This is a genomic window from Nocardioides baculatus, from assembly GCF_016735675.1.
Classification (GTDB): domain Bacteria; phylum Actinomycetota; class Actinomycetes; order Propionibacteriales; family Nocardioidaceae; genus Nocardioides; species Nocardioides baculatus.
Genome location: NZ_JAERSG010000006.1, coordinates 1 through 12,172 on the forward strand (window position 1 = coordinate 1; position 12,172 = coordinate 12,172).

Genomic DNA, 12,172 nt, shown 5'->3' on the forward strand with positions numbered 1-12,172 from the left:
CCGCAAAGCAGAAGGAAAGACACCACGAGAGATCAAGCGATGCCTCAAACGAGCCGTCGCTCGACAGCTCTACCGACACCTCAATGACGCGGCCGCAGCGGCTTGACAGGACATAGAAGCATCGCGGGCTACACCGCACGTCAGTGCGGCGAAGGACGCTACGTCCTACTCAGCCCCCACGGCATGGCCTTCCTCATGGACCACACCGGCACCCACCCCATCCACCCCGAGAAAGCCCGGATCATCATCGACGCACCACTCGGAGTCGACATTTACCTGGACTGACGTTCATTCGACTTAGGGCAAAGGCGGCGGTAAGACGCAAGAGACCTGCGATGTCGCGCGCTGCGCCGATAAGTCAGCCGTTCAGGAACTGATCGGTTCCAGTTACATAAGTCGAGACCAGGTTGGTGTTGGTGTAACTGCGCGATCGCTGAATGGCCGCAGCCAACTGATCAGCTAGCGCATCGGGTTGCAGCCGTGCCAGGCTCCGTCGGCTTTCGAAGAGAGTTTCACTCACGAAGCGCTCGTCGGTTGTCGCTGCCGCTCGGACACTAACCACCGCGGAGGTGGTCGCGCTATCTGGCGTCAGCTCGGGATTGGTCAGGGCGACTTCGACCAGACGGGTGAGCCCAGATGTTGACCACTCCAACCGCAGGAACCAGCTCCCATGTCGCTCGCCCGAGATGGTCCTAGGGTTGAGTTGGCCAAGACTGTTGCGTACCTGCCCTGGAAGGTCGTCTCCCCAGGCAGCCAGCAGTTGCTGCTGCTCCTTGAACGATTCTGCGGCCATCCTCAACTCACCTGAAGCACGCCGACGTCAACGATCGCTTCCTGGGGGAAACCATCTGGGAGGTAGTACTCGATGCCTTGTCCCAACCGGACCCAAGCTGGTCCCCGGATAGCTTCGACTTTCGCTGGGTCGATGAGCAGAAGATGGTGTCTCGGCTTAGTCGGCGCGAACAAGGCCAGCCACGAGATCACGTCGACAGGACTCAAGGGAGTGGGCGTCACCCAATGCGGACGGGAACTTCCACCGAGGAACTCCGTGAGTTGCGAAGCCACCAAGTATCTCACCAAGTATCGGTCGCCGAGGTCGAAGGCGACGTCTATCCCGGCCCGGTCTGGCATTGCTTCTACCGACGATAGCCGGGACGCGATCGGCGTTACGACCTCAATACGCTCCTGATCAAGCATCGTCGAGATCCACGCGGCACTCATAAGCTCCTCATCCTCAGACCTAGAGCAGCAATGCCGCACAGCGACGTCGGGAGTCGGTCCATGTTGTCATCGTGACAGAAGGTTCGTTTGTCGCCACGTAAGCGATGCCAGCCGACTCGCGGTAAGCGGAAGCGGGTGAGCCCGACAGGCGGCGGAATGACGCCAGGCTCGTGTGGCGTATGAGCAACTACGACGGGGACTAACCAGCGGGTCCCACCCGCTTGGGCTAGCTAAGGCGTAACTGGAGGCGACGCGTTCTGAGACTCCGCGCGAAAACAGAGCATGTGTCCGCTCGGTGTTGCTCCGATAAGGCAACATTCGTAGCGCACCACTTCAGGACGAAACGGGAAGAGCGATGCGAGTCACGAAGATAAGGTTCCGCGGCTACCAGCGACTGGTAGATACGTCCTGCAGCACGGCTGGAAAGATGATCGCCTTCCTCGGGCCGAATGAGGCCGGCAAAACGACGGTGCTTCGTGCGCTCGACTGGTACAGCAATGCGGACGGCGCACTGCCCTCAAAGTTCCACTCGTCCACCAGGCCCCCGTCGCCAGAAGAGTCGGTCGTCGAAGTTACGTACTGGTTAAATAAGGACGACCTCGCGGTCATCTCTGACCTCGGGCTGGCCGAGAAGCCGCGTTTCTATCGTCGCGGACGCCGCGCAAATGGGACCTTCTACAGCGCGCTCGAGCCAAAGTCAGGCGAGCGCGAGCCGGGGCCGTTCGATGAAGCGCGCGAACGGCTCACAGCGGCCCTCGCGGCCGAGCCGGAGATCGATCCCGAGGAGTCGGAACCGAACCTAAGGCTGCACGAAGCAGTGCTTTTTGAGTTGCTGGGCGATCCTGACGCCCAGTGGAGCGACGAATGGGATGAGTCCTTCGAGGCGGCCCTCGAGCGACTGGACGGCGTTGGCGACGAAGAGACGCTGACAGCTCTCGCGACTGTGCGAGAGGTTCTTACCGCAACTCACCCAGATGAGGCCGCTCGAACCCGGCTTCGAAAGCGGATACCCGGCTTCGCCCTGTTCGCTGAAGAAGACCGAGCGATTCGCTCCTCTTACGACCTGTCAGATGAAGCCCTTAGAGATGACCCGCCGAGTGCACTTGCCAACCTTGCGTGGGTAGCTGACCTCGACCTCCAGAGTCTCTGGGAGGCGATCGACGCAGGCGATCAGCGCAAGATCGGCACAACCGAGCGCCGGGCCAACGAACGGCTCGATCGCCGTCTGAGCACTCGATGGAGCCAGAGAGACCTCGACGTGGTGTTCAACGTCAACGGAACCGAACTGCAGGTTCAAATTTTTGAAGATGTGGAGGACGGAGCGGTAACTCCAGTTGACGAGCGCAGCGACGGGTTGCGAACCTTCATCGCGCTGGTAGCGTTTTTGGCGAGGCACGACTTCGCCACCCCACCCGTGCTGCTTGTCGATGAGGCCGAAACTCATCTGCATTACGACGCCCAAGCAGACCTCGTCGAGGTTCTGACCAAGGACGTTCAGGCAACCCAGGTCTTCTACACAACGCACTCGCCAGGTTGTCTCCCAAGAGACCTCGGCACCGGGATCCGACTTGTGGCTCCCGTTCCGGGCACGGCCGATGAGAGCCGCCTTCGTAACGACTTCTGGACAAGCGACCACCCGGGTTTCACTCCGTTGCTCTTCGCCATGGGTGCAGGCGCCGCTGCCTTCTCGGCGTTCCGCAAGGCGGTGTTGACCGAAGGCGCAGGCGACATGATCCTCTTGCCGAGCCTCTTGAGAAAGGCGATGGATAAAGAAGATCTCGACTTCCAAGTCGCGCCCGGCATCGCGAATTATCACGGCTCGGGATTGGAACTGGAAGAGGTCGCGGCACGAGTCGTCTACCTTGTCGACGGCGACGGCGGCGGCGACGATCACGCAGCCCGACTGCTTGGTATGGGGGTACCGGCAGAACGGATCCTCCAGTTCGATCCTCCGACCGCCGTAGAGGACTATGTACATCCAGATCGCTATCTAGGCGTAGTGAACGACCTTCTGCGTCTCAGTGGGCACACTTCCACCCTGACCCTTGGCGAGCTCGATCACACCGTATCCATCGGGAAGGCGGTCGAACTATGGTGCGAGAGTCAAGGCGTTTCACCGCCGGGCAAGACAGTCGTCGCTGCGCTGCTCATCGACGACCAAGATGCATTGATACTCGCTGAAGGTGCCCACGAAAAACTCAAGGCGTTACACGCCAAAATTCGGAGGGCGCTGACGGCGCAGCCGAAGGGTCGCGCTCGGTAGGACCACTTGCCCTAGCCGCTCCGAGGTACTGCGCGCACCGGGTGCCGCATCATTCTGGGCGGGGTGCAGTAGGTCGTCGGACCTGTCGTTGTCAGAGACGCGACATGAACCTCTCGGCATCCACGACCACCCGGGTGATCTCCCCGGCCGCCAGCACCTTCCCGGACGACGCATCCCGCGCACCGACCATGAGGCGGTGCAGCCGCCCGTCGACGTACGCACTGGACGCCGAGACCTCGACCGAGGCCCCGACCGGCGAAGCGGCGAGGTGCTCGACCTGGACCCGGGTGCCGACAGAGGTCGAGCCCTCGGGGATGACCGGGGCGAGGCAGGCACACGTCGCGGCCTCGAGCCACGCCAACAACCGCGGCGTGCCGAGCACGGGCAGTGAGCCGCTGCCGACGGCGAGGGCGGTGTCGTCCTCGGTGACGTGGAAGGTCAGGGTGGCGGGCTCGGGACGCTCCATGGCGTGGAGCCTGTCACAGACGTAGTACGCCTTGGGGGGAGCCTCGACGGGACCCCGGCCGGTGAGGATGGCGGGGTGACGATCTCAGCACGCCGCACGACAGCCGTCGTGCCGCACCACCTGCTCCTCGGGCCCGACACGCACGGGGTGACGCGCTACGCCGGCGAGGTGGCCGGAGCCGCCGGGGCGCTGGTCGTCCGGGACGCGCGACTCCTGCCCGAGGGTGCCCCGGCGCACCTGCACGTCACCGACCGGCTGGTCTCGCCCGACCCCACGGCCGCGGCCGAGCTGGTGGAGACGCTGGCCCGGAGGGTGCGGCTGACGGTGACGCTGCACGACGTCCCGCAGCCGACCGACGGTCCGCGCTTCCGCGAGCGGACGGCGGCCTACGGGCGCATCGTGCGCGCCAGCACGGCCTGGGCGACCAACTCGTGGCACGAGCACGCGCTGGTCAACCGCTGGTGCGTCGCGGACGCCGACGGCACCGTGATCCCGCTGCCCATCCAGGGCGCCAGCCCGGAGGCGGGACGGAGGGACGTGGACGCCCACGTCCTCGGCGTCTTCGGGTTCATCTACCCGGGCAAGGGCCACCGCCAGGTGGCGCGCGCCGCGGCGGCGCTGCGCCGCTCGGGGCACCCGGTAACCGTGCGGGTGCTCGGCGGCGCGGCCAGGCACCACGAGGACGAGATCGACGAGCTGCAGCGGAGCAGCCACGCCCGCGGGGTGCCCGTCGAGGTCACCGGACGCGTCCCCGAGGCCGAGGTGCGTGACGCCCTGCGCCGGGTCGGCGTGCCGGTCGCCGCCCACCGCAACGTCTCCGCGTCCGGCAGCGTGAACTCGTGGATCGCGGCGGGCCGCCGTCCGCTGGTCCGGGACAGCGCGTACGCCCGGGAGATGGCGGCGCTGCGGCCCGGGACCCTCACCCTCTTCGACGACTCCACGCTGGTGCCGCGTCTCGAGGACGCGCTCCGCCAGCCGGCATCGACGTGGATCGAGCCCGGCACCGACCTCGGTCCGCGGCTCGAGGACACCGCCGCCGCCTACCGCTCGTGGTGGGCGTCGGTGGCCGGATGACGGCGCCGCCCTTCGGCACCAGCGTCCCCGGCAACCGCTGGGACCTTGCGCCGGCCGGGACGCCGCGGCGGACCGTGTCCGTCGTCGTCGCCCACTACGAGCAGCAGGCACAGCTCGACCGGACGCTCGCGGCACTGCAGCGGCAGACCCGCGTGCCCGACGAGGTCGTCGTCGCCGACGACGGATCGCGCAAGGAGCCCGTCGTCCCGGACGGCGTACGCCTCGTGCGCCAGGACGACGAGGGCTTCCGGCTCGCGGCCGTGCGCAACCTCGGCGTCGCGGCCAGCACCGGGGACGTCCTCGTGCTCCTCGACGCCGACACCACCCCGGAGCCCGAGCTCGTCGAGCGGATCGTCGCACTGCCCGAGGCGCTGCCGGAGGCACTCGTCGTCGGCCGCCGGCGCCACGCCGACCTCGCCGGGACGGGGGAGGAGCTGCCCGAGCCGGAGTGGCTGCGCACGGCGTACGCCGAGACCCGCGACCTCCTCGACGCCGACGCCACCGGTCACCGGTTCCTCATCGGGGCGGTCGTCGCATGCAGCCGGTGGTGGTACGACGAGATCGGCGGCTTCGACGAGACGTTCCGCGCCTACGGCGGCGAGGACTGGGAATTGGCCCACCGCTCCTGGACCGCGGGCGGGCTGCTCGCCCACTGCCCGGACGCCGTCGCGTGGCACGACGGGCCGGACGCCGGCGGGCGGGACCGCGACCCCGCCGCCCGGCTGCACGAGACCGTCGCGATCGCCGACCGGACCTCAGCCCGAGGGACGACCTGGCGAGGGCTGCAGCGCGGACCGGCCGACCTCGTCGTCACGCTCGCGCCCACGTTGGCGCCGACCGAGGTGCTGGTGACCCTCGACTCCCTGCTCGCGGCGCTGCCGCGCGCGGTCGTCCGGCTCAGTGCGGAGCACCGCGCGCTCGCCGGCACCGACCCCCGGATCACCTGCGCCGAGGACCCGATCCCCAGCACGGCGCGGACCCACCTCACCCTCCGCCGGGGAATGTACGGCGACCAGCGGGCGTGGACGGACCTCGTCACCGCCCTCGACGGCGAGGTCGGCGCCCGCGAGGTCGCTGACGGCCGAGCGGCGCTGGAGGACCTGCGGCTGCTGCGCCGCGCGGCCCGCTGGGACCGTTCCGACCTGGCGCCCACGGGCGCACCGCTCGAGACGAGGCTGCGGATGACCGACGACGTCACCCTCGAGGCGTGGCTGGGCGGGTGGCACGGTGGGTGACGACCGGCCGCTGCTCGTCGTGGTGGGCAACTGCCAGGCCGAGTCGTACCGCCTCCTGCTCGACGCCGGCGACGTCCGCACCCAGCGGATCCCGGCGCTCCACGAGCTGACACCCGCTGACGTCCCACCGCTCCTCGAGCTGCTCGCGCGCACCGACCTGCTCGTCAGCCAGCCGACGGTCGACGACTACCGCGGCCTCCCGGTCGGCACCCGCCAGCTGCACGCGGTCCTGCCTCCCGGCGCGCGTACGGCGCTGGTGCCGAGCCTGCGCTACTCCGGCCTGCACCCGTTCCACCTGCTGGTTCATCCACCGGGCCTCGACCGCCCCGACCCGCCGCTGGTGCCCTACCACGACGTCCGCACCGTGCTGGCCGCCGACGAGCGGCGGGGACGGACCGCCCGCGAGCCGGTCCGGCTCACCACCGAGGCCGTCCGCGCGGTCGCGGCGGCGTCGGTCGCCGAGCTCGCCCGGCGCGAGGAGCTGCACGGCACCGTCGTCGTGAGCGACCTCTTCGAGCGCCCGACGGCCGACGCGATGCGGACCATCAACCACCCCGGCAACGCCGTCCTGGTACCCGCGACAGCCCGGCTGCGCACCGCCCTCGGACTCGAACCCCGGCCGCCCGGCGTCGACCGGCCACTGCTGGCGTCGATCCACGCGCCGCTGCTCCCGGAGGTGGTGGCCGCGCACGGGCTCGACGCTGCTCCCACCCACGACTGGACGATCGACGGCCGGACGGTGACGTCCGAGGAGGTCGCGGCCACCCACCGCGAGTGGTACGCGCGTCGTCCCGAGATGCTCGATGCCGCTCTCGAGCGTGCCGCACCGGTTGTCGAAGAAGTGCGGGCCGCTGAGGCAACCTGAGGGACGGAGGCACGTCTACCAGACATGAGCACGGGGACCGCGATGGCAGAGGCAGTGGACATCACTGAGCTCTACGCCGCACACCGCTTGTCGCTGGTGCGACTCGCGATCCTGCTGGTCGACGACCTCGCCTCGGCGGAGGACGTCGTGCAGGACGCCTTCGCGGCGCTGACCAGGCGGCCGGGGGCGATCAAGGACCCGTCCAAGGCGTTGGCCTACCTCCGCGTCTCGGTCGTCAACGCGTCCCGCTCGGCCCTGCGCCGCCGGCGTACGGCGAGGGCGTACTCACCACCGCACGACACCGCGCCACCCACGCCGGAGGACACCGCGGTGCTGGCCGAGGAGCACCGTCAGGTCATCGTGGCGCTGCACACCCTCGCACCGCGGCAGCGCGAGGTGCTGGTGCTGCGCTACTGGTCGAACCTCAGCGAGGCGGAGATCGCCGCAGCACTGCAGATCAGCCAGGGGACGGTGAAGTCCACCGCCAGCCGCGCGCTGGTGGCACTGGAGAAGGCCATGACCACCCACATGAGCTCGGGGACCGACGGGAAGGAGCAGCGATGAGCACCGACATCGAGGCACGCCTCCGCGACGCGCTCGCCGCCCGCGCCGACCTCGTACGCCCCGAGGACCTGGAGCCGCTGGCGCCGGTCGTCGAGCTGCGCCCCCGTCTCAGCCGGCAGTCGCCCTGGGTGCTGCTCGCCACCGCCGCCGTGGTGCTCCTCGTGCTCGGCATCGTCTTCCAGGGTGTCGGTGGTCGCGAGCGCTCCGACCGGCTCGCGCCGGAGCCGGACGAGAAGATCGAGCTCCAGTTGCCGACCGACGTCGGACGGGACTGGAAGGCCGACGACATCTCGACCCCTGCCCGACTCGACCTCGACGGCGACGGGACCAAGGAGAAGGTCGTCTTCCTGGGCGAGCCCACCAAGAACTTCGACGGGCGGACCCGGCTGCAGACGACACTCAGCAGCACCGGGCAGGAGGCGTTCGGGATCGCTGAGCTGGGCACGACCATCGGCACGAGCGCGCTGCCGCCGATCGACGCTGACGGCGACGGTGACCAGGAGCTCGTGCTGCTGCGCGACGAGGCCTACTCCGGTCCCGTCACGGGCGGCTTCCCGATCGTGTTCGACCTGCGCGACGGCCTGCTCGTCGAGGCGGTCCCCGACGAGCCCGGGCTCTTGATCCGCGGTGAGCTCGTCGAGGAGGGGAGCGCGACCGAGTACTACGACAAGGTCCGCGTCGGGGACTTCTGGATCGAGGACGGCACCCTCCACTCGAGCCGGTCCGTCGCGTCCTACGCGCGCGGCGCGGAGATGAGGTTCTCGCCGAAGGCCTACGTCGTGGACGCGTGGACGTGGACCCTCGACGACAACGGGGCTCTGCGCCACGGCGAGACCGAGTGCCTCGTGCAGTCCTACGACAGCACGCGGGAGTGCGGCCTCGACCCCACGGACACGTTCACCTACCTCCCGCCCGAGCGGGCGTCCTACGTCGGCCTCGGCGAGACCGTCGACCTGACCGACGAGGCCGGCTACGGCTTCACCGCGCGCATCGAGGCGGATGCGGACCCTAGCCTGGTCGTCAACGGCTTCGGGGCCTCGATCCGGCAGCCGCTGGAGGTGCCCCAGCCGATGCTCGGCACGGTCCAGCCGACCTCGATCTTCTTCGACGGCGCCTCTCTCGTGATCACCTCGGCGACGGACCCGTCCGTGGTCCAGGTGTTCACGCAGAACGACGACCGGATGGTGCTGATGGACCCAGTGGGTGAGATCGACCTGGCCGCCGACGACGGTCAGCAGACCTGGCTCACCGACAACGGGGCCGTCCTCTCCGCCCTGCCGGCCGACGACGGCGCCTGGGAGCTGTGGCAGTGGGTGATGGTCTCCCGGACGGAGATCGCCGCGCTGCCGTGGGCGACCGTGTGCATCGACGACGTCGACGACCCGACGGCGATCACCGCCTGCTGACTAGAGCAGCTTGCTGAAGGCCAGCAGGTCGACGCCCGCCACGGGCGACCAGTCGCGGCCGGGCTCGCGCTCGTAGCCGAGGCGTCCGTAGATCCGGTGGGCCGCGGTCATGGTCGCCAGCGACGAGAGCGCCATCCCGGTCGCGCCGTCCTCGCGGGCACGGTCCTCGCACAGCCGGGCGAGGGCGGTGCCGGCGCCCGATCGCTGGACCGTGGGGTCGACCGCGAGCATCCGGAACTCGCCCTCGTGGTCGCGCCCGATCTCGCGCCAGGGGGAGCCGGGCGGGCAGTAGGTCACGACCCCGACGACCTCGTCGTCCACCACCGCGACCCACACCTCCGCCTGGGCGTCGCGGGTGGTGACGTCACGCAGCCGCTCGCGGTAGTCGTCCTCGGCACCGGTCAGCAGCGGGTCGTACGCCGCCACGCACACGTCGCCCGCGGCGGCGTGCTCGCCGGGCCGGATCCGGCGGACGCTGACCTCGCTCGTCACACGGGGCCTCAGATGCCGAAGGTGTTGCGCGGGTAGGCGGCCTCGACGTCGGTGATCACGTTGACGAGGTAGGGCACCCCCGAGGCGTACGCCCGGTCGAGCGCGGGCCCGATCTGCTTCGGGTCGGTCACGGTCTCGCCGGCACCGCCGAGCGCCTTGACCACCTCGTCGTACGGCGTGCGCTGGGCGAGGTCGGCGACGACGTCGTAGCCGTAGAGCATCTGCATCGGGCCCTTCTCGAGGCCCCAGGCGGAGTTGTTGCCCATCACCATGACGACCGGCAGGTCGTGGCGGACGAGGGTGTCGACGTCCATCAGCGAGAAGCCGGCGGCGCCGTCGCCGAGCAGCAGCGTGACCTGCGCGGACGGGCGGGCGATGCGGGCGGCGATCGCGGCACCGAGGCCCGCTCCGAGGCAGCCGTAGGGCCCGGGGTCGAGCCAGCCGCCGGGCCGCTTGGGCTCGACGTACTTGCCGGCGAACGACACGAAGTCACCGCCGTCGCCGATCACGACGGAGTCGTCCTCGAGGCGCGGGACGAGCTCGCCGTAGATCCGGGCCGGGTGGATCGGGTCGGCCTCGGCCGTCAGCAGCTGGGCGTCGCGCTCGGCGGCGGCCGTGACCTGGTCGCGCAGGCCGGCGGCCCAGTCGGTCCAGTCGGGCTTGTCGCCGCGCTCGATCGCTGCCTGGAGGCCGTCGAGGACCGTCGTCAGGTCGCCGGCGACGGAGCCCGCGAGCTCGGCGTGCCCCGAGACCTGGCCGGGGGAGTCGGCGATGTGGACGACCTTCGCGAAGACGCCGTCCGGGTTCTTGTCCGGCCCGCCGAACGCGCCGTAGCCCAGGCGGAAGTCGAGCGGGGTGCCGACGACCACGACGAGGTCGGCGCCCGAGAGCGCGGTGCCGCGCGCCTTCGTGACGAGCGAGGGGTGGCCGCCGGGGATCAGGCCGCGGCCCATGCCGTTGGTCAGGGTCGGGATGCCGAGGTCCTCGACGAAGCGGAGCGCGGCGGCCTCGGCGTGGTCGGCCCACACGTCGGTGCCCAGGATCAGCACGGGCCGCCTCGCCTGCGCGAGCAGTCGGGCGACGGCCTGGATCGCGTCGCCATCGGGCTCGATGCGGGTGCCCTCGCCGGAGCCGACCGCACCGGTCGAGGAGTCGAAGAACGCGTCCATCGGCACGTCGACGAAGACGGGGCCGCGGTGGCTGGAGCGGGCGAGCGTGAAGGCCTCGTCGATGCCGCCGGCCACGTCGCCTGCGGTCATCAGGGTCTTCGCGGCCTTGGCGACCGAGGCGATGATCGGCGGCTGGTCGAGCTCCTGCAGCGAGCCGGTGCCCCAGCGGTTCTGCGGGGCGCGACCGCCGACGACGACCATCGGGGAGCCGGCGAACTGGGCCTGCGCGATCGCGCTGATGCCGTTGGTGACGCCGGGGCCGGCGGTCAGGACCGCGAGGCCGGGGACGCGGGTGAGCTTGCCGGTCGCTTCGGCGGCGAACGCGGCGGTCTGCTCGTGGCGTACGTCGAGGAGCCGCATCTGCGGCCCGTCGCCGTCCTGGAGCTTGACCGCGCCGTCGTACATCGGGAAGACGTGCGCACCGGACAGCGTGAACATCGTCTCCACGCCGTGGGCGCGGGCGACGTGGACGGCCAGCTCGCCGCTGTGGCCCGAGATCTCGCTCTGCTCGCTCATGCAGAGGACACTAGCGGTCGGCTACTCGCCAGTACGCGCCCGAAGGAAGGGGGCGTTGCTCAGGCGGAGCGCCTCGATGACGACCAGCAGCAGGTCGGACCGGACCTCCGGTGGCGCGGGGGCCAGCGAGAGCTGGACGAACAGCGCGCGCAGGAAGGCCTGGGGGGCCGCGGTGCGGGCGTAGGGATCGTGGTCGACCGGACCCGAGAACGGGTTGCCGGCCGCGCCGATGCGGTGCACCCACGGCTCGAGGACGTCGGTGCCGAGCGTGTCGCGGCGCAGGATCTGCATGGCGGCCGCGGCCATCCGGTCCGGCTCGCCGGCGGCGAGGGGCACGTCGGCGGGCTGGAGGAGGAGCCGCTCGGCGAGCACGTCGAGGAGCGCCTCGTGCTCGGCCGCGCCGAGGTGCGGTGACTCCCCGAGGGCGCCGATCGCGTCCGCGCCGTGCGCGATGGCGTGCGCCCACCCCTTGTCGGGGACCCACCCGCGGGTGTCGGTCTCGGTGAGGAACCAGACCGCGATCCGGTCGCCCCAGTCGAGGATCTTGCCGACCGGCAGCAGGTGCTCCTCGTTGTCCCGCTCGATGCAGCACGCGACGATCAGGGCGCTGAAGCTGCGCCGGAAGACGCTGTCGGTGCCGGTCTCGCCCAGTCCGACCGACAGGCCGGCGACCATGCCGTCGCCGAGGCCGACGAGCAGGTCGTCGTAGACGCCCCGGTCGATCCAGGTCGCCAGCGCGGGGAACGCGGTGCCGTCACGCACCTCCGGCCGCGTGGACCCCAGCATCGTGGTGAGCTCGGCCGTCAGGTCGTCGAGGGGGCGGTCCGCCGGGACCTCGAAGTCGGCGGCCTGCACCTGGTCCCAGTACCCCGTCGACATGTCGGCCATCCTGCCACCCTCC

12 protein-coding genes are annotated in these 12,172 nt (G+C 70.0%); 6 read left to right on the forward strand and 6 right to left on the reverse strand.

Annotated features, from left to right (window positions below; all coding sequences use genetic code 11):
• Positions 1-358: 358 nt before the first annotated feature.
• Positions 359-793, reverse strand: a complete 435-nt coding sequence (locus tag JI751_RS17785) for a hypothetical protein (protein ID WP_201939688.1) — start codon at positions 791-793, stop codon at positions 359-361.
• A gap of 2 nt (positions 794-795) precedes the next feature.
• Entirely contained in the window at positions 796-1,197 is a 402-nt protein-coding gene (locus JI751_RS21250) for a hypothetical protein (protein ID WP_236666518.1), read from the reverse strand.
• Positions 1,198-1,648: 451 nt separating this feature from the next.
• On the opposite strand from JI751_RS21250, the gene JI751_RS17790 reads away from it, so the two are divergent.
• Positions 1,649-3,484, forward strand: coding sequence for an AAA family ATPase (locus JI751_RS17790; protein WP_201939691.1), 1,836 nt, complete (start codon positions 1,649-1,651; stop codon positions 3,482-3,484).
• A gap of 91 nt (positions 3,485-3,575) precedes the next feature.
• On the opposite strand, the gene JI751_RS17795 is transcribed toward JI751_RS17790, so the two are convergent.
• Positions 3,576-3,950, reverse strand: coding sequence for a thioesterase family protein (locus JI751_RS17795; RefSeq protein ID WP_201939701.1), 375 nt, complete (start codon positions 3,948-3,950; stop codon positions 3,576-3,578).
• A gap of 75 nt (positions 3,951-4,025) precedes the next feature.
• Between JI751_RS17795 and JI751_RS17800 the strand changes: the two genes are divergently transcribed.
• Genes JI751_RS17800 through JI751_RS17820 form a run of 5 tightly spaced genes read left to right on the forward strand, consistent with a single transcriptional unit; the run spans position 4,026 to position 9,094 of the window.
• A complete protein-coding gene (locus tag JI751_RS17800) occupies positions 4,026-5,024 on the forward strand; it encodes a glycosyltransferase family protein (protein WP_201939703.1) in 999 nt (332 codons plus the stop codon).
• On the forward strand, positions 5,021-6,259 hold the full coding sequence (locus tag JI751_RS17805; protein ID WP_201939706.1) for a glycosyltransferase: 1,239 nt from the start codon (positions 5,021-5,023) through the stop codon (positions 6,257-6,259). Before JI751_RS17800 ends, JI751_RS17805 begins: the two co-directional genes overlap by 4 nt.
• Complete coding sequence (locus JI751_RS17810; protein ID WP_201939709.1) at positions 6,252-7,124, forward strand: WcbI family polysaccharide biosynthesis putative acetyltransferase; 873 nt, start codon at positions 6,252-6,254, stop codon at positions 7,122-7,124. The genes JI751_RS17805 and JI751_RS17810 overlap by 8 nt, the downstream gene beginning before the upstream one ends.
• A 42-nt stretch (positions 7,125-7,166) precedes the next feature.
• Entirely contained in the window at positions 7,167-7,688 is a 522-nt protein-coding gene (locus JI751_RS17815; protein ID WP_236666519.1) for a SigE family RNA polymerase sigma factor, read from the forward strand.
• Positions 7,685-9,094, forward strand: a complete 1,410-nt coding sequence (locus JI751_RS17820; RefSeq protein ID WP_201939714.1) for an anti-sigma factor — start codon at positions 7,685-7,687, stop codon at positions 9,092-9,094. The genes JI751_RS17815 and JI751_RS17820 overlap by 4 nt, the downstream gene beginning before the upstream one ends.
• On the opposite strand, the gene JI751_RS17825 is transcribed toward JI751_RS17820, so the two are convergent.
• From JI751_RS17825 to JI751_RS17835, 3 genes are read right to left on the reverse strand one after another with little or no spacing between them, the layout of a single operon-like run.
• On the reverse strand, positions 9,095-9,586 hold the full coding sequence (locus tag JI751_RS17825; protein ID WP_201939718.1) for a GNAT family N-acetyltransferase: 492 nt from the start codon (positions 9,584-9,586) through the stop codon (positions 9,095-9,097). It lies immediately after the preceding gene.
• Between the two features lie 8 nt (positions 9,587-9,594).
• Entirely contained in the window at positions 9,595-11,271 is a 1,677-nt protein-coding gene (locus tag JI751_RS17830) for an acetolactate synthase (protein WP_201939720.1), read from the reverse strand.
• Between the two features lie 21 nt (positions 11,272-11,292).
• The gene (locus JI751_RS17835) at positions 11,293-12,159 is read right to left on the reverse strand and encodes a DUF2785 domain-containing protein (protein WP_307814352.1); all 867 of its coding nucleotides are present in this window, start codon (positions 12,157-12,159) and stop codon (positions 11,293-11,295) included.
• Positions 12,160-12,172: the final 13 nt, after the last annotated feature.